The organism is Sphaerisporangium rhizosphaerae (assembly GCF_042665155.1).
Taxonomy (GTDB): Bacteria; Actinomycetota; Actinomycetes; order Streptosporangiales; family Streptosporangiaceae; genus Sphaerisporangium; species Sphaerisporangium rhizosphaerae.
Genome location: NZ_JBHTCG010000001.1, coordinates 365,066 through 381,164, shown reverse-complemented (window position 1 = coordinate 381,164; position 16,099 = coordinate 365,066). Strand labels below are relative to the sequence as shown.

At 63.2% G+C, this 16,099-nt stretch carries 19 protein-coding genes; 9 read left to right on the top strand and 10 right to left on the bottom strand.

The window, feature by feature from the left end; translation table 11 throughout:
• Positions 1-8: 8 nt before the first annotated feature.
• A complete protein-coding gene (locus ACFQSB_RS01620) occupies positions 9-1,508 on the bottom strand; it encodes a hypothetical protein (RefSeq protein ID WP_380823870.1) in 1,500 nt (499 codons plus the stop codon).
• 435 nt (positions 1,509-1,943) lie between these two features.
• On the opposite strand from ACFQSB_RS01620, the gene ACFQSB_RS01615 reads away from it, so the two are divergent.
• The 3 genes from ACFQSB_RS01615 to ACFQSB_RS01605 all read left to right on the top strand — a co-directional run bounded on the left by ACFQSB_RS01615 (position 1,944) and on the right by ACFQSB_RS01605 (position 3,928).
• Positions 1,944-2,477, top strand: coding sequence for a hypothetical protein (locus ACFQSB_RS01615; protein WP_380823869.1), 534 nt, complete (start codon positions 1,944-1,946; stop codon positions 2,475-2,477).
• Between the two features lie 813 nt (positions 2,478-3,290).
• The gene (locus ACFQSB_RS01610) at positions 3,291-3,587 is read left to right on the top strand and encodes a hypothetical protein (RefSeq protein ID WP_380823868.1); all 297 of its coding nucleotides are present in this window, start codon (positions 3,291-3,293) and stop codon (positions 3,585-3,587) included.
• A gap of 119 nt (positions 3,588-3,706) precedes the next feature.
• Positions 3,707-3,928 (top strand): hypothetical protein, encoded by a 222-nt coding sequence (locus ACFQSB_RS01605; protein ID WP_380823867.1) that lies wholly within the window; start codon positions 3,707-3,709, stop codon positions 3,926-3,928.
• A 79-nt stretch (positions 3,929-4,007) separates the two neighbouring features.
• Here ACFQSB_RS01605 and ACFQSB_RS01600 read toward each other — a convergent pair whose 3' ends face one another.
• The 5 genes from ACFQSB_RS01600 to ACFQSB_RS01580 are packed head-to-tail and all read right to left on the bottom strand — an operon-like array spanning position 4,008 to position 6,119.
• Positions 4,008-4,211 carry a helix-turn-helix domain-containing protein gene (locus tag ACFQSB_RS01600; protein ID WP_380823866.1) on the bottom strand — a complete coding sequence of 68 codons (204 nt, stop codon included), beginning with the start codon at positions 4,209-4,211 and terminating at the stop codon, positions 4,008-4,010.
• Positions 4,208-4,882, bottom strand: a complete 675-nt coding sequence (locus ACFQSB_RS01595; RefSeq protein ID WP_380823865.1) for a hypothetical protein — start codon at positions 4,880-4,882, stop codon at positions 4,208-4,210. The genes ACFQSB_RS01600 and ACFQSB_RS01595 overlap by 4 nt, the downstream gene beginning before the upstream one ends.
• On the bottom strand, positions 4,879-5,055 hold the full coding sequence (locus tag ACFQSB_RS01590; RefSeq protein WP_380823864.1) for a hypothetical protein: 177 nt from the start codon (positions 5,053-5,055) through the stop codon (positions 4,879-4,881). The genes ACFQSB_RS01595 and ACFQSB_RS01590 overlap by 4 nt, the downstream gene beginning before the upstream one ends.
• A 15-nt stretch (positions 5,056-5,070) precedes the next feature.
• A complete protein-coding gene (locus tag ACFQSB_RS01585) occupies positions 5,071-5,574 on the bottom strand; it encodes a bifunctional DNA primase/polymerase (RefSeq protein ID WP_380823863.1) in 504 nt (167 codons plus the stop codon).
• Positions 5,575-5,594: 20 nt separating this feature from the next.
• Positions 5,595-6,119 carry an HNH endonuclease signature motif containing protein gene (locus ACFQSB_RS01580; protein ID WP_380823862.1) on the bottom strand — a complete coding sequence of 175 codons (525 nt, stop codon included), beginning with the start codon at positions 6,117-6,119 and terminating at the stop codon, positions 5,595-5,597.
• A gap of 1,048 nt (positions 6,120-7,167) precedes the next feature.
• On the opposite strand from ACFQSB_RS01580, the gene ACFQSB_RS01575 reads away from it, so the two are divergent.
• The 4 genes from ACFQSB_RS01575 (at position 7,168) to ACFQSB_RS01560 (ending at position 9,508) form a co-directional block, all read left to right on the top strand.
• Entirely contained in the window at positions 7,168-8,241 is a 1,074-nt protein-coding gene (locus ACFQSB_RS01575) for a hypothetical protein (RefSeq protein ID WP_380823861.1), read from the top strand.
• 495 nt (positions 8,242-8,736) lie between these two features.
• Complete coding sequence (locus ACFQSB_RS01570; RefSeq protein ID WP_380823860.1) at positions 8,737-8,970, top strand: hypothetical protein; 234 nt, start codon at positions 8,737-8,739, stop codon at positions 8,968-8,970.
• 41 nt (positions 8,971-9,011) lie between these two features.
• A complete protein-coding gene (locus ACFQSB_RS01565) occupies positions 9,012-9,200 on the top strand; it encodes a hypothetical protein (protein WP_380823859.1) in 189 nt (62 codons plus the stop codon).
• A 119-nt stretch (positions 9,201-9,319) separates the two neighbouring features.
• Complete coding sequence (locus tag ACFQSB_RS01560) at positions 9,320-9,508, top strand: hypothetical protein (RefSeq protein WP_380823858.1); 189 nt, start codon at positions 9,320-9,322, stop codon at positions 9,506-9,508.
• Here the strand turns inward: ACFQSB_RS01560 and ACFQSB_RS01555 are convergent.
• Complete coding sequence (locus ACFQSB_RS01555; protein WP_380823857.1) at positions 9,487-10,962, bottom strand: recombinase family protein; 1,476 nt, start codon at positions 10,960-10,962, stop codon at positions 9,487-9,489. The genes ACFQSB_RS01560 and ACFQSB_RS01555 overlap by 22 nt on opposite strands.
• A gap of 113 nt (positions 10,963-11,075) precedes the next feature.
• On the opposite strand from ACFQSB_RS01555, the gene ACFQSB_RS01550 reads away from it, so the two are divergent.
• Positions 11,076-11,237, top strand: a complete 162-nt coding sequence (locus tag ACFQSB_RS01550; RefSeq protein ID WP_380823856.1) for a hypothetical protein — start codon at positions 11,076-11,078, stop codon at positions 11,235-11,237.
• A 779-nt stretch (positions 11,238-12,016) separates the two neighbouring features.
• Here ACFQSB_RS01550 and ACFQSB_RS01545 read toward each other — a convergent pair.
• Positions 12,017-12,748: a hypothetical protein gene (locus ACFQSB_RS01545; protein ID WP_380823855.1), complete on the bottom strand. Its 732-nt coding sequence runs from the start codon at positions 12,746-12,748 to the stop codon at positions 12,017-12,019.
• Between the two features lie 328 nt (positions 12,749-13,076).
• Here ACFQSB_RS01545 and holA point away from each other — a divergent pair, with 328 nt between their 5' ends.
• Positions 13,077-14,045: a DNA polymerase III subunit delta gene (gene holA, locus ACFQSB_RS01540; RefSeq protein ID WP_380823854.1), complete on the top strand. Its 969-nt coding sequence runs from the start codon at positions 13,077-13,079 to the stop codon at positions 14,043-14,045.
• 22 nt (positions 14,046-14,067) lie between these two features.
• Here the strand turns inward: holA and ACFQSB_RS01535 are convergent, their stop codons facing one another.
• Positions 14,068-15,120, bottom strand: a complete 1,053-nt coding sequence (locus ACFQSB_RS01535; protein WP_380823853.1) for an ABC transporter ATP-binding protein — start codon at positions 15,118-15,120, stop codon at positions 14,068-14,070.
• Positions 15,117-16,097, bottom strand: a complete 981-nt coding sequence (locus ACFQSB_RS01530; RefSeq protein WP_354915385.1) for an ABC transporter ATP-binding protein — start codon at positions 16,095-16,097, stop codon at positions 15,117-15,119. Before ACFQSB_RS01530 ends, ACFQSB_RS01535 begins: the two co-directional genes overlap by 4 nt.
• Positions 16,098-16,099 lie beyond the last annotated feature (2 nt).

Below are 16,099 nucleotides of genomic sequence, written 5' to 3'. Positions count from 1 at the left end.
CTTCCTCCTCACCAGATGTTCGCGAGCGCGTCATACGGCTTCGTGACGATGTGCGCTCTGGTCTCGTACGCCCAGCGGGCCAACGTCGCGGCCACCAAAGGCGAGATGTCTACGGAAGAGATGCGCCGGCCCCAGCCCCAGGCGTCACCGAGAGGACGAGTCTTGGCGCCGCGGATTGCCTCAGTGAGCCGATCCTGTCCGATGTGCTTGAGCATCTTCTGGTTGACCGCATCGGCGAACTGGCCACACGCTGCTCCGATTTCTTGTGCGGTTGGGATCGCAAGGTCGCCATAGAGCGGCTGGTCAGCATCGTTAGGCAGGATGACTCCGGCCTTCTCCAGGTCTAGGAGTAGAGAACCAGCGGGGCCCTTGATGTCTAGACCGATGGCTACGGGGTTCCATCGCTCTTTGAGTTGCACGAGTCGCTCGACGATCCACTCAGTGCCACGGCGCTGGTCGATCACCTCGACGTGGCCAACACCGTCGGCGCGGAGACCGTACATCGCGATGCTGGCCATGTCGCGATTTGGGGTGATGTCCAACGCGAACGCGACGTCGCCGACGACCTGTGATTCCGCATCCGCCTGCGTTTCCCAGGTGGCGAGATCCAGCACCTTGGGGCCATCGGACGCTCGTGGCGGCCACACCCCGAGACGCTCGATCGGGAACCGCTCGCCGAGTCCAGAAGGCTTCGCCTCATCTGTGACGAACTCTTCCTGGATACGTCGGCCAAGGGCCGGGTTGCAGGCGTACCAGAGGTCGACGTCCGCCAGGGCGCGACGCCGGTCATCGGCGTTCGTCAGGTCAAGATCGGCGCCCCAGTCGAAGTGGGCCATGCGCTGCGTTCCCGACTCGCCGTCGTCGCGCAGACCATACGCCCAAGCCGCGGGGTCATCAGGCGGCGTGCCGAAGAACCAGATCTGTGGGTTCGGCCTTGCTGACATGGTCGGCAGAAGCGCCGCCATCTGCTCGGCCGTGAGTGCCTGGGCTTCGTCGAGGATGTTCAGGTCTCCGCTGAAGCCACGTCCGGACCCTCTACTGCGAGCGATGAAGCGTAGACGGCCGCCACCAGCCGATTTCTTCAGCTCGATTCCTTGCTCGCCGTTCGCTGACCAGTAGCGGTTGACGCGCTTGTCGAGGTCGGGTGTCTGCTCGATCAGGCCGCGGATCCGGAGGAACGCTTCCTGGGCAGTCTTGTACTCGTGGGCCGAGTGCAGGATGAGCTGTTCACCGAACAGGAACAGTCCACCCAGCTCGCGGGCCTCGATGATGCCGCCCTTGCCGTTCTGGCGCGGTACCCAGCAGGAGACCTTGAACGAGGCCCACTTGCCGTCGGCCTGTTCGCCGAGGCCATGTGTGAGTACGAGCTGCTGCCACGGGTCGAGGATCAGACCGGCGGAGGCCGCCAGGTCGATGACCTCCGACGCGGCACTCGATACATACTCAGGCCACCGGCCCACCCTGGGCGTCTGCGCGCCGAGCCGCACGTCTTGCAGCGAGATCGTCAACGGTCGACTCCTCTCGCCCATCAGGGAGGTTTTCGAGGTCCTCTAGGACCGAGCGGAGTTCCTTGGCGATCGGAGCCGTGTCTCGTGAGCCGGCGTTCTCTAGACGCTCGGCCAATCTGTCGCGTAGCGCTTCAAGCTGCGTGCGCCTGTCACCGGTCTTGATCGCATCTACAAACCCATCCGCCATGACCACCCCCGATGACGCCGAACTTGGGCTCTATGACGCGGAGAGAGACGCGGAAAGGGGGGGGCGTGGGGTCGTCCAGTGGCATGTATAAAAAACGAGACAGTAGCTGGGCGGCGTCCGGAGGACGACCCTTGGGATTACCAGCGGCAGCACTGCGCCTCGCCTCCGTCGATGCTGGATGTGCGATCGAAGTTAGCGATTTGATTACAACCACCTAGTAGCAGACATCGCTGCGATTCAATAGAGTGGTGGATCGTAGACGCAGACGGCGAAAAGTCATTCTATTGCTGCTCGCTGGGTTTCTGGTTTTCCAAGGCGTATATGTGTGGGCTGCAACTAGTCTGCCGTGGGGCTGGACTAGGACGATCGTTGCTGCTGCTGCCGCTTTTATCAGCATGTCGTTCAGCTACGTGTCTCTCGAATTCAGGCGTCGGGAACGACTCAAGCAGGCGGCTGATGCGCCAGATGTTCGACTTAAGCGGCGGATTGAATCTGTCAATGCGGCGTTCACCGAGGCTGCGAAGCTCATGGATGATCTACGACGGGATCTCGCAGCTCAACAAGCAGCTCGTGATGCAATCCTCGCCCAAGCGGCGGAGCAACATCAGCTCCTTGAGGTCAATCGGGAGCAGGCTGAGAAAATTCGGAAGATCCTCGTAGGGGAGACCAAAGCGACGATTCGGGCCGAGCGCCGTCGCGAGTGGGGGTTCTTCCTTGCTGGCTTGCTAGCGTCCGCTATGATTTCTATACCTATCGGTATATGGGTCAACCATATTAGCTAGTTATCGTCGGGCCGATTTTTGTGATCACCAGACACGCGATGTCCGCAGCGGTGTCGGTACCGACTTCTTGCCACGCTCCTGGTTGCAGCACCTCGGCCTGCCGTCCGTCGAGGGACACATCATGCAAGGTGTGCTTGATCCATGCGCCGGCCGCATGCCAAAGGGGCTGACGGGTTGATCGGCGTCGATCGCGACGGGAACCAGATGATCAGCCTCACCTGCTCCGCTATGTCCACATATGTGGCAAACGTCCCCGTACATCTGGAACATCTGACGACGTGCTCTTAGGTAGGGTCTTCCTGAGCGGTGCCGAGTCTCACTCACAATTCACCGCCAAGTTGTAACGATCATTTAATGCCTGACGATGATCCGTAGGGCGATCTGATTGCGATGCGCGGGAGTTGTGCCTTGGAAAGAGAGCGGATCTCGAAAGTTGGACCTACGTCTAGTGCCGCGAAGCACCATATGACTTATATATCAGCCCGGGAGTTACTTCCGCATGTCGCACGCCACTTAGAGATGCGCCGAGACGAGAGCGCGCTCGTCAGCATTCTTTTCGCGCTTCCGAATAGTCGCGTTATCGATGATCTTCGGACGAACCATGAGTATCTAGACCTGAGATCTGGCCCAAGATGGGACCTTTATATCGCCGGATACAATAGAAAGCGATCCGGAAAGCTAGGCTTTAGCCCCGAAGTCTTCTCGGCGTACCGTGACTGGGTCCAGAGTAATCATCGCCGGGAAGCCACGTTTGGGTCGAATTCTGAGGTTGAGCCTTGGCGATTTTCAGGTACCGCCGACCTCGTAAGCTTCATGGCCTACAGCGGTACCTCTGCGCTTGTCGACTGGGCATCATTGCGTTCTGTGCAACTTCTAGATGCCGATGGCAGCTATCGGACTCACAACCTCGGACAGGTGGTCGAAACTCTTACCGACTGGCGTGAATTTGATGGGCCGGACCTTCGAGACCTCGCTCCTGGGGAGCCTCCAGTCCCAGCGTCGCTGATCCCTATGGCGCCTGCGCTCGCCGGGATGGCGGCTGGACTCGCAGGTGGCCTCACCGTCAACGCGATCTACGACATGCTCAAGAAGGTCGCCGGCGTGGGATGAGACAAATGTTCTAGTCCGACACGCCGTATCCGACATGCCCGAAATCGGTGTGTCGGATCTACGATCCCGCTCTAGACAGGCCACAACGAGGTGGTCTCGGTAAGTGAGGGGGAACGAAGGTGCAGGTCAGCAACGACTGGTACCTCAATGAGGAGCTGGTGAAGCTCCGGCGTGAGTGGATCAAGGCAGAGGAGGCGGCCTCGGGGGCGGTCGAGGCGAGTGGGGGATCGTCTGAGGGGCTGTCCGCCGAGGGGCAGGAGCTGGTCCGCCGGGCGGTCGAGGCCCACGATGCCTACGTCGCTCTGTCCATCAAGCTCCGCGGGTACGCCAACGCGGAGTAGCGCATAATGAGAGCCCGGTCACTTGGTGGCCGGGCTTTCGGGCACAGATATCCCTATGCGTTTTATCTGTCACTAATGATCATACCACATTGGCCGATTTTCTATGGGCGCGCGATCGGCTACTCTCGCACGCGAAGACGTCACCCAGTCTGAAGAGCTTGTATCGGCCCCGCTTTTCCGCCGAATTCAGGTAACCGCGCCGGACCCAGTTGTAGATGGTCGCCGTCTCCACTCCGACTTCTGCTGCGGCCTCTTCGGCGGTGAACAGTTCCCCGCCCGTCATGCTGCGTCCCTCTCAGTCATGTAGTCGGAGAGGTCCTCCCACTGGCCGAAAAACCATCGGTGGCTCCGTGAGGGCTCTCCGTGGCACTGGCAGTCGTCGTCGTCGCACCTGCAGGCCGAATTTACGCACGCTACGATCTCCCGCTCCGGGAAGGCACGTAGGGAGAGGCAGTCGCAGATCGGGCAGCGCCCCTTCAGCCGATACACCGGCTCGGCGTCACCAAGCGCCCTTCTCGCTAGCCTGCCCATCCGAGCGACCTCGGTGAGCGCGTGATCGGCAAGTTCGGTGTCCATGACGATCCGGCTGATCAGGGAGATGATTCTCGTAACCCGTTCAGTCGTACGTGCGCTGGCCAGGGGGGTGAGTCCGAGCCGATCGCACACCGACTCCTCAAGGCCCTGTACCGAGGCATTCAGATCTACCTGAGTGTCCAGCACGTCGAGCCGGAGAGGTGCCTTGCCGTCGCCGAGAACCTTGATCCCCCGGGCCGCGTTCTCTGCGCGGTAGTACCTGTCGATGCGAGCCTCGGCGTCCTGCCGGAGCCGGCCAGCTTCCGTCAGTTCTCGCTCGGTCCAACGCTGCGGTGTGCCAGGTACAAGAGCCTCGGCAAGCAGAGGTACCAGCTTCCGTACCTCGGATAGCCCCTCATAGAGGCGTTCGCTGGTCGTCACTGGTCGGCCTCCTCAGCGTGCTTGTCGATGGAGCGGACCTTCTGTACAGCCTGCTCGGCACTTTCCAGAGCGGCTGACATACGCGTGTTGACGTCGTCCAATGCCAGCTTCGCCTGGTCGAGCAGTTCGCAGTTGTTGGGCTTGGCCCTGAAGGCGGGAGGTATGAGATTCATGATGTGTTTCCTCTCTCAGGCAGCCAGTGCCTGGTCACGCAGAGCCGAGAGGATCCTCGGGTGCAGGGGAGTGGAGGGCCGCTGCGGCTTGCCGCTAGTCCACTTGAGTTGAAAGCCGTTGTTCCGGTTCCGCGACGGCGGGAGCTGGATATGACCGCCATCGGCCTGGACGTGGACTCCCGGGCCGAGCAGGTTGGCGCCGGAAGGAACGAAGACGCCAGGGTGGGCGTACAGGAGGTAGCCGCCCCCTCCACCGGTCAGGATCGTCACGGTGTCGGGCAGCAGGCCGGCTCGGGCCAAAATTTCGGCGGTACGAAGTCCGGCAGGGCCGGAGATTTCGATGACCACTGTTCCCGAAGGAGCGCCCGTCCTAAGGCACAGCAGACCACGGGTGACTTCACCCAACGAGGTCTCGATCTGACCGATGAACGTCGTCGCCTCTTGCAGGCCGCCCTCGGTGTAGCTCTGGACGAAGAGCGGCCAGCCCAGCCGGATGCACGCTCTAGCAGCTCGAAGCATCAGCGTCCTGTACGAGGCCATTACGCAGCCGCCAGTCGAGCGGCGTCCCAAGCCTGCTTGTAGGCACGCTCACAACGGGTGCAGATACGGAACCCGCGCTTGGACACCTTGTCGTAGCGGTGCCCAGCCGGGCAGGTGGACTTCCGGCTGTTCACTGCGCTGGCACCTACGCCGCGGAGGGTGTTCTCCCTGGGAGTGACCGGCCTCAGATGCAAGGGGTTGCAGCACCGCGGACCGATGCAGCCCTCCTCCGGATACCGGTAGTGGTCTAGGACCAGGCCGTCAGTGACCGGGCCGTTGAGCATCTCCCAGATCCAACGATGCGTGACCCAGTATTTTCCATCGCGGTAGAAACGGCCGTAGTCGCCGCCCTTGTTCCTGTTATGGCTAGCGTTCCATCGCCAGCAGCCGTTTTCTAGGACGTCGATCTTGGCGAAAAATCTGTTGGCGTCAGCGACGCTCGCGGAGCCGTTCTCAACGAGGAAGTCGCGGACCTCATCGATAGAAATCTCGGCAGCGATCGTAATTGTGATAAAGTCGGTCATGCTCTTCTCCTAGGAGTTGGACTAGGAGGAAGGCCAAGCGCTCGGGAGTTACTGCTCTCGGGCGCTTTTGTGATCCGACTTATCTTCGAGTGGGCCGTCCTGTTTTCGTGCTACTTTTATTGGAGCACACTCCGGAACGAGAATGTTAGTGAGCGAACTGCTGGCGGCTCGGCTATTTACAGCACGCGAGTTGTTGCCCCGGAACGGGGCTGAGAGGCTCTGAGGCGGCCTGTAGATCGTTAGGGGATATGCCTAGACTGATTCGCGGTGATTGGGCCGGAGAATCGGCCTGAAGGCCACGCAGGATGGTTCGAGGCTGATGAGCTAGCAATCTGAAGCGTGATACGAAGGAAGCTCTCATTCGGCCTGTAGGCCGCTGTCAGATCCAAACCTATACTTCCCGTCGGATTCTTAGCCATAGAGCCTCAGAATCGATCTGAGAGCCTCGTAGAGGCATTCAGGGCTGTGTCGCTGGATTCTGGTCTGAGAAGTCGGCTAGGAGATCCTGTTGAGAGGCCGGCCGAAGGCCGATGAGCCTACTGAGTGACTACTAGGGAATCTAGGTAGGTTACTTGGCCGAAATTCCCTCGTAGTTGCCTCTCTTGCTCTTCGTATCTAAGCACTATATACAGAGACTATCTTGAAAGACTCTCTAGAAGACTCTCTTTATACAGGAACTGTGTGACCCCATCCGAGAGGAACTGGATGAGCCGATAGGAGGAACTGTATGAACCGATCGAGAGGAACTGGATGACCCCATTCCAATGTTTTCGCAGGTCAGAGGGGTCGCTAGGATCGGCCCACCACATCTCTCAGCTATCTGCCCGAAACGCTCGCCACGAGCTACTCATCGACTACAGAAAGTGGTGTCAACCCCGGCGGAATATCTCTGACGCCAGTAGTGTTGGCCAGCTTCGAACCAGGTACAGATTTGCCGGATATAAGCTCGCCTAGCCTTTCTGCTACTTTGGGTATACAGCCAAATAAAAAGGCCCGGCTCCTGTGCGAGAGGAACCGGACCGGTCGATGAAGGAAAGGACTTCATCTGATGACAAGAATAGCAGATGGCGACGTCAAAGACACATTCGCCCAGGTGCCAGAGCACTACGTCTTCTCGGACTTCATATCCGATCGAGGACTCCAGGTCATAGCCTTCCTGTTCTCCGTGAAGTACACCACGAAGACCGGAGAACTCCTCTGTAACGCAATGCCGGCAGAGACGATCGCCAAGGCACTTCACACCAGCGCTAGCAGTGTCAAGCGTGAGCTGGCCGATTTGAAGAAGCTCGGGATCATCAAAACAACCAAGACCAGGCAGGGGAACACCTTCCAGATCACCATCCTCCACATTGATGGTGACACGTTCCGTGGCAGGAACATGCGGCCCAGTCAAAGGTTCGCTCGCGTGCAGTACTCAGTGATCACCTCCGGGGTGTCCCCCGAGGCTCTGAGGCTGTGGATGATACTCGCGAGGATCGGCGGACCAAGGGCATGGTTCGGAGTTTTCCAGGAGACTCTCGCCGGGTATCTCAAGGTCTCGGATAGGCACATCAGGAACTTGATCAGCGAACTGAAGGCGCTCGGTCTTCTCGAATTCAAGCGTCACGATAAGTTCGGCTCTAACGACTACAAGCTGTACGAGCACCTTAACGGGTTTTTCCTAATCCATGGTTTTCCTGGAGAAGTCTACGAGCTATCTACCGAAACTTCTTGTGAAGATGCCGACCTGTCGGTGGACACCGAGCCGACCGCTGAGGTGATTCGTCACGCTGCTTGGGAAGCCGTCTCATGGTGGGTAAACGGCGTACTGGGTGGCGGTGCTTGGGTCTGGTCGAAGCAGAACAAGGACAGAGCAGAAAGGCTCACTGACTACGTATTCGGCCTCATGAAGAATTTCGGCGTAGAGAGAGTGACCGACACTGTAGAGCAGTTGAGCGAAGAGTATGGATCTGGTTGCGAGCCCGAATTTTTGTTCAAGCTTCTCGATGATCACTACGGACTAACCATCCCTCCGGATAATTTCGATTACGAGACTAAACAACAGCGGATGGTGCCGACAACCTTGCAGTCGCCTGGGTACATCCTGAACTTGAAAGCAGCGGGTCGGCTGCGTAGCACCTGACCTCCCCTCGTTGGGCCGTGGCCAGCAAGAACGGTCGGGGCTCTAGCCATGCCTGGATCATGCCTACCAGACATTCGGCGCAAATCTCCACAAAGGGAGTAACTCCTTGTAATTTCACTTTGGCTCACCATGAGCTTCTGTGCCATGGTCAACTAGTGGTGACGATGTGGATACAGATCGTTGAGGATGTCCAAATCAAGGCGATCACGGGGATGGCCGGCCATGAGATCACGTAAGCGTCGCCCCCACTGGGCATCGCGCAACAGTCCGGCCGCATGGTTGGCCGACCGACGTCCAGAGCGTGAGGCCGCAGCCGTCAAGGCAATGGAAGGGCTCCTGGGGCGTGGGCCGGAGAGCGAGGAAGCGGCACCATCACAGACGGTTGAGGAGCGGCTGAAGGGAATAGTCGAGCGCGCGTACGCGCGGAATGTTGCGCCGGAGCCATCTCGGGCCGTAGCGCCCGCGGGGACACCTTCTGCGCCTTCAGTGCCATCCGTGGCAGCGGTTGATCCGTTGTGGGATGTCAAGCAGATCGCTGACTTCCTGGGCAAGGGCGAGCAGTGGGTCTACCGTTCCGCCCGCGAGTACGGCCTGGACCTGTTCGACATCGGAGGCAACAACCTCCGGTCGCCGAGGTCCGAGGTGCTGCGCTTCGCCTTCCGGAACAGCGCCGACCCTCTGAGGCACATCAAGGCTTACCTGGACAAGGAGCGTTCGAAGAGGCGCTGAACCGTCAGCGAGGAACCAGGTCCAAGGCGCGGAGGAGCAGTTTGACGAGATACAAGCGTCCCGAAGAGATGACCGGCCAGGAGCGCTGGGATGCGTTCAGCGACCTCCTGGGCGTCGCTCTTGCCGAAGCCTGGCTCGAAGGTCGGTACGACCCAAAGGGTGCCTCGCCGGAGCCACTGGTCAGCAGTGATGGCGAGGTCGGGCAAGCGTCCCCGATGACGCTCTTCTAGCGCGCATACCAGACGACGTGCCGTAAATTCCACAAGGGGAGTTACTCCTTAAAGTGTGATGCTTCACACGCAGGGGGGTAACTCACACTTTCGCCCCGAATGTCCGTATTCTCTTGATCGTGACCGATGAAGAGAAGAGGGCTGAACCCGAACGCTTTGCGCGTGCGAACTGGTCTCCAGCAGTCAAGCGAGAAGCGGCGAAGATGATAGACGACCTTTTGGCGAGCCAGCCTCCCCTTACGCCGGAGGAGGCCACGCAAGTGGCGAGGCTCTTCGCTCGGACAGCCTACCGCCGCAGGGCTGCTTGACCCCTCGGCATGATCTGCACTCTAGAATGATCGAATCGACCGCGCACTGTCGTTGGGTGGATGATGACCATGTCGATGAACATGGCAGTCACCTTGCGTTTATGCTCGACCGGCATGTCTCTCCAACGCTTGTCCAAGTCGGTCATATCGATGCCGACTAGTGAAACAGCGCCGGTGATGATGGCAAGCCTGTCTCTGTTCTCCTGAATCCGGGCTTCCAGTCGCTTCACGGATTTGACGATGGTGGAGAGATCTTCCTCGTCGCCGTCCACTAGCTGATCTTGCAGTATGGTCAGGCGGCGCTCGTCCTTTTCTATCGCCTCGATTATGGCGTTGGACTCGCTTTCCGCCGACTCTTCAAGAGCGACTAGTTCCTTGAGTGCGTGTGGGTCCCTAGCTCGCCCGAAAACATAGTCCTCTACCAGTATTTCCAGGTCGGACATCATGATTACGCGACCGCCGCACCCGTCCTCGACCTTCGGCTGACATGCGTACTTCAGCTTGCCGTGACCGATGACGACCCGCATCTTCTTTGGTCTCTGCTCGTCGCATGAGCAGCGGACGATGCCAGTCAGGTAGTGCTTCCGTGGCCCATGACCGGGCTGTCGTCCCTTGCTGGCCAGCATCGATCGGAGCAGCTCGTGCTCCTCGGGGTCGATAATTTTCGGCCAAGATGCCGGTCCGATGACGACTCCGTTGTGCTCCTTCAGTCCGGCGATCCGACCGGACATCAGCATCGTCCTGAGACCTTGGATGGACCATGAGCCACCTGTGGTGGTCTTGATGCCACGTTGGTTGAGGCTGGCCACGATCGACCGCTTTGATTCGCCGGCAAGAGTGCGATCTACACACTCACGGACGATCGCCGCTTCCTCTTCGTTGATCTCGTCTCTAAGGATCTTCCGACGCGGGCCTTCGCCTGAGTAGATCCGGGTGTATCCGAAGGGACGTGGGCCACCGTTGTGGACCTTGCCCGCCTGCACCAGCTCGGCGATCTTTCCCTTGATGCGCTTAGCCTTATGGCCTGACTCCTGCTCGGCCCAGGCTCCATAGGTGATGGCCATGGCCCGGCCTGTAGGCGACGACAGGTCCAGCGAGCCGGCCTGCACGGTCTGCACCATGAACGGCCTGTCGGGATGCTGCTCGTCTCGCTCTTTGACGACGTCCAGGAAGTCCAGGAGCTGTCGTACGTTGCGGTGCAGGCGGTCGGTGTGCCAACAGAGCAAGGCGTCGATGTGCCTGGTCTCGATGGCGGCCACAAGCTGCTCGTAGCCTTCCCTGGTCTTGTTCTTGAAGGCGCTGAGGTCGTTGTCCACGAACACGGCCACAACGTCCCAGCCGAGCGACTCGGCCCTGCGTCGACAGTCGGCTTCCTGTCGGGCCACGCCCAGGCCGCTGCCTTCTCGGTCGTCGGAGATCCTGACGTAGATCGCGACCCTGATGCGATCGGCCATGGGCAGTCTCTCCTACCGGTCTCGACCTATGATGTGTTTTACTTAACTTACCGCACCACGGGTCGGCACGCCAAGATCCCGCCTTCCTCGCCGCCACGGGCGCCCGGGCGGCGTTGATCAGCGTCGGCGCGGACAACGACTACGGACACCCCGCGCCGGTGACGATGCGCCGCCTGCACGACCTCGGCATGCGCGTCTACCGCACCGACCAGCACGGCGACGTGGCGGTGATCTCCGACGCCGGACACCTGGCGATCGTCACCCACGGCCGTTGAGACGATCGTCTTTCGCTGTCGTTCAGACCCGATCGTCATCCGCGGCCGTTTGTCCGCGGCCATCTGAAGGTGGCGCGCCAGGCTTCTTCGCGGCCGGGCGCGGTGTCGGCGAGCGGAGCCTGGGTGGTCATCGGGCGTCTTCGACGACCGCTGCTGGAATGGCGGTCAGCGGAGTGCGGTGGTGTGTTCGGTGTGGAACTCGGTGTCGAGGTCGGCGGCATACACCGAACGACGGCAGGGAGCGCAGCGGTACAGGATGGGACCCTCGTCGAGCATCGCTCCGCAGCGAGGACAGCTGTGACGGCGCTTGTTCATGGTGGAATTCACCTCCTCTTCCGTTGTCCGTTGCTACCAACTTGCCCGACACTACCTGCAGTTGGATTGCTGATGACTTGCAGCGTTACCGGTGGTACAGCCGTGAGTCGTGGGATCCAGGCTTTGCCGGAACATGGGAAATCGCCGGTTGGACGTCTTGCTCGTGCGTGGTGGCCCACCCCTCCGGCGATCCTTCTCCCTATCGTGGGACCGGTGGCGCCGGTTCACGCCGATCGAGCAGGGCGTTACGCGGCCTTAGGCGTATTCCACATCGTGGGCGCCGGCGCCGGCTCGCGTCAGCTCGAGCAGGGCGTTACGCGGGCCGCGGCGTATTCCGCGTCGTGGGACCGGTGGCGTCGGCTCGTGTCAGTTCGAGCAAGGTGTTACGCGGGGTCAGGCGCATTTCGCGTCGTGGGACCGGTGGTGTCGGCTCGCATCAGTTCGAGGGGGGCGTTACGCCGGGCTCAGGCGTATTCCGCGCGCGGTGTCGGCTGCTGACTCCGCCTCAGCCGGGCCGCGCCGAGGACGTTCAGGCCCACGCCCCAGATCAGCAGGACCGCGACCCACTGCGTCCATGTCAGCGGGTTCATGTGGCCGGAGAGCAGGTTGCGAAGGGTGGCGTACGGGGTGAACGCCTGGGCGGGGCGGAGGAAGTCGACGGCGCCCAGCACCCACCACAGGCCCATCGGTGCGAGGGTGGCGAGGCAAGCGATCACGGGCGAGCGCACCAGCAGGCCCAGCCCGGTGCCCACCAGCTGGCCGACGATCTGCACCAGAACGCTCCCCGCGGTGACGGTGCCGGCGTTGAGCCACGGATCCGCGGCAGAACCGGACGAAGCGACCGCGAGCGCCAGGGCGCAGACCACCAGGCCGAACACACCGACGGCGGCGGCCAGCAGTGTCGCCGCCAGCAAGGACGGCAGGGGGCGGGCCGTACCAGGCGCCTTCCACAGGTCGCCGGCCAGCAGCACGCCGAGGAACGGCACCGTGACCGACATCAGGCTCTGCACCGGCTCGATGATCGTGGCGAACGTCCGATCCGCGGGAGGCAGTGTCATGCTCAGCCCCACGGCGGCCAGCAGGCCCACGACCAGGGTGATCGCGAGCAACCACCGTCGGGGCCGTGTTCCGGCGGAGCGCCGGAGCGCGGTGCCGATCGTCTCGCCTAAGCCGGTGTACGTACTCTCACCGTTCACGGACCGCCCTCCAAGGTTCGCCTTTCCTGGTCGTCTCTTTCACATGATTTCCTGCGTGATCGCTGAAGTCACTAGTTGACCCGGCGGGGCAGTGCAGCCTGAAGCTGAACTCGATGACGCACGCCGATTCTGTGCCGGCCGCTCCGATCGGCGCGGCGGACATTCCCGTCTGATCCTTCTTTTCCGCCGTTCGCAGACACTTGGACGGGCAGGTTTCCAGGCCGCCGTCATCGGCCGGAAGGTCTTGGTCCGGTCGCTCGTGCGGGGTCCGGCCGGGTGGACTCCGGTCGGTTGCCGCTGGGGCTCGCGGGCGTGGGATGCTGCTCGCATGGCGACGCAACCAGCACTCGTGACCCTCGTCGTCGGAGACGAGGAGCTGCTCGCCGACCGGGCCGTGGCGTCGGTCGTCGCGGCCGCGCGGGCGGACGACCCCGAGACCAAGGTCCACGACCTGTTCGGCGGCAAGGTCGAGCCGGGGGAGCTGACCAGGCTCACCTCCCCGTCCCTGTTCGGCGACCGGGCCGTCGTCGTGTTCCGATCCGCGCAGGATCTGGGCAAGGACGTCATCGCCGAGATCGTCACCTACGCCAAGAACCCGTCCGAGGACGCCGTGGTCGTCCTGGTGCATCCAGGCGGGGTGAAGGGGAAGGCCCTGGTCGAAGGGGTCAAGAAGGCCGGTGCGGCCGTCGTCACGGTCACCAAGATCACCAAGCCCGGCGAGCGGCTCGACTTCGTCAAGAACGAGATCAGGAACGCCGGACGCACCATCAGCGCCGACGCCGCCCAGGCGCTGCTCGACGCGGTGGGCAACGACCTGCGCGAGCTCGCCGCGGCCTGCGGGCAGCTCGCGTTCGACACCCCCGGCAAGGCGATCGACGAGGCGGCCGTCGCGCGGTACCACCGGGGGCGGGCCGAGGTCAGCGGTTTCACGGTCGCCGACAAGGCGGTCGAGGGGCGGCTGGGCGAGGCGTTGGAACAGCTTCGGTGGGCGCTCGCCACCGGAGTGGCCCCCGTGCTGATCGTCAGCGCGCTGGCCGGCGGGGTGCGGTCGCTGGCCAAGGTGGGCGGCGCTCCGCGCAACCTGCGCGGCGGGCAGCTGGCGAGCCATCTCGGCATGCCCCCCTGGAAGATCGACCGCGTGAAGCGCCAGCTCAACGGGTGGGGCCCGGAGGGGCTCGCCCGCGCCGTACAGGCCGTCGCCACCGCGGACGAACAGGTGAAAGGCGGCGGCACCGACCCCGCCTACGCGCTGGAGCGAACGGTGCAGCTCATCGTCGCCAGCCGCACCGGCCGCTGACCCACCACGGCCCCTGGGAGGTTCAGGCCGGGATGGGGGTGGGGGCGGTGAAGGCGCCGTCGTGGAGGTGGAGGACTCGGTCGGCGAGGGTGATGAGGGCCGGGTCGTGCGTGGCGACCAGAGCTGTCACTCCTTCGCTGCGGACCAGGGCGCGCAGCAGTTGCATGATCTGGCGGCCGGTCTGCGAGTCGAGCTGGCCGGTCGGCTCGTCGGCGATCAGCAGCTTGGGACGGTTCGCCAGCGCCCGCGCGATCGCCACGCGCTGCTGCTGACCGCCGGACAGCTCGTAGGGCCGCTGGTTCCGGTGCTTCTCGAGCCCGACCAGCGACAGCAGCATGCGCACCCGCTCGTCGCGTTCGGCGGCCGGGACGCGGGACAGCCGCATGGGCACGCCGACGTTCTCCGCCGCCGACAGGACGGGGATCAGGCCGAACGACTGGAACACGAAGCCGATGACGTCCCGGCGCAGCTCCAGCAGTCCTGGTTCGGCCAGTTCGGTGACGGTGCGCCCGGCGACGACGACGCGGCCGCCGTCGGGGCGGTCCAGGCCGCCGATCTGGTTGAGCAGAGTCGTCTTGCCCGATCCGGAGCGTCCCCTGATCGCGATCAGCTCGCCCGGGTAGGCCTCGAAGGAGACCTCGTCCAGGGCCACGACCTCCTTGGGGCCGCTGTTGTAGACCTTGCGCAGCCCTCGGACGAGGACGAGCGCCTCCCCCGTGCGGCCATCGGGCGCCGCCTCGCCCCTGCCGCCGCTCGGTGCCTCGTCCGTGCCGTGGCTCGCCGCCTCGTCCGTGCGGTTGCTGGGTGTCTCGCTCGGGTGGCCGTCGAGTGCTTCGCCCGTGTGGCCGCTGGGCGGGTGGTCTGTGTGGGGGGCGGTGTGCTGGGCCGGTGGCGCCTCGGCGGCGGGGGCGGGTTCGGCGGCGGGTTCCGGCGAGGTGTGGTCGCCGCTGCCGTGGGCGCCGGACTCGTGGAGGGGCGCGCCGCCTTCGTGGAGGGGTGCGCCCGTGTCGTGGCGGGGGGCCCGGCCGCCGGGGGTGGCGTCGTGGGGGGTGGGGTCGTTCGGCTGGGTGGTCATTCGGAGTCCCCCGGTTGTGGCTTGTCCGGCCATACGCCGATGTGGTCGCGTTCGAGTTCCAGGCGTACGCGGCGCTCCATGTCCAGGGCGTTGGTGAAGTCCCTGGGGAGCTGCAGGCGCCCCACCCGGTCGAGCACCGCGTACTCCTCGGCGATGATCTTTCCGTCCGAGGAGGCGCGGCGGAGCGTCTCGCTGCTGGTCCGCCCGTCGCGGATGCCCACCGTCCGGTCGACCTGCTCCGACACCAGCGCGTCGTGGGTGACGATGACGGCGGTGACGCCGAGCTCCCGGTTGGCCCGGCGCAGCGCGGCGAAGACCTGTTCGGAGTTCTCGGTGTCCAGCTCGCCGGTAGGTTCGTCGGCCAGGATGACCTGCGGGGAGTTGGACAGGGCGACGGCGATGGCCACCCGCTGCTGCTCTCCTCCGGACATCTCCGTCGGCTTGCGGTCGGCGCAGTAGGCCACGCCGAGCAGTTCGAGCAGTTCGTCGGCGCGCGCCGCGCCCGCGCGCCTGCCGGCCAGCCGCATGGGCAGCCGCACGTTCTCCCGGGCGGTCAGGTAGGGCAGCAGGTTGCGCGCCGTCTGCTGCCAGATGAAGCCGACGATCTCTCGCCGGTAGCGCAGGCGGTCCTTGGCGGTCATGGACAGCAGGTCGGTGCCGGCGACCCGTGCGACGCCCGCGGTGGGGACGTCCAGCCCGGACAGCACGTTGAGCAGCGTGGACTTGCCCGAGCCGGACGCGCCCACGATGGCGATCAGCTCGCCCTGCTCGATGAGCAGGTCGAGCCCCTGCAGGGCGACCACCTCGACGCCCTCGGTCTTGTAGATGCGCACGAGGTTGTCGCACAGGATGTGCGCGTGCTCGCCGAACGCGGGGCCGGCCTTGCCGGCCTGTTCCTCCAGCTCCGACAGCGTCGGGGTGTCCATCGTGCCGGCGCTGTCCATGCTGCCGGTGTTCACTGCGCCCGGTGTGTTCACTG

What these genes read in the sequence shown, in the direction of transcription:
- ACFQSB_RS01585 (WP_380823863.1), bottom strand. Translation starts at nt 5,574, where the DNA reads ATGCTTCGAGCTGCTAGAGCGTGCATCCGGCTGGGCTGGCCGCTCTTC.
- ACFQSB_RS01600 (WP_380823866.1), bottom strand. Translation starts at nt 4,211, where the DNA reads ATGACGGGCGGGGAACTGTTCACCGCCGAAGAGGCCGCAGCAGAAGTC.
- ACFQSB_RS01580 (WP_380823862.1), bottom strand. Translation starts at nt 6,119, where the DNA reads ATGACCGACTTTATCACAATTACGATCGCTGCCGAGATTTCTATCGAT.
- ACFQSB_RS01555 (WP_380823857.1), bottom strand. Translation starts at nt 10,962, where the DNA reads ATGGCCGATCGCATCAGGGTCGCGATCTACGTCAGGATCTCCGACGAC.
- ACFQSB_RS01610 (WP_380823868.1), top strand. Translation starts at nt 3,291, where the DNA reads ATGGCCTACAGCGGTACCTCTGCGCTTGTCGACTGGGCATCATTGCGT.
- ACFQSB_RS01575 (WP_380823861.1), top strand. Translation starts at nt 7,168, where the DNA reads ATGACAAGAATAGCAGATGGCGACGTCAAAGACACATTCGCCCAGGTG.
- ACFQSB_RS01535 (WP_380823853.1), bottom strand. Translation starts at nt 15,120, where the DNA reads ATGACCACCCAGCCGAACGACCCCACCCCCCACGACGCCACCCCCGGC.
- holA (WP_380823854.1), top strand. Translation starts at nt 13,077, where the DNA reads ATGGCGACGCAACCAGCACTCGTGACCCTCGTCGTCGGAGACGAGGAG.
- ACFQSB_RS01590 (WP_380823864.1), bottom strand. Translation starts at nt 5,055, where the DNA reads ATGAATCTCATACCTCCCGCCTTCAGGGCCAAGCCCAACAACTGCGAA.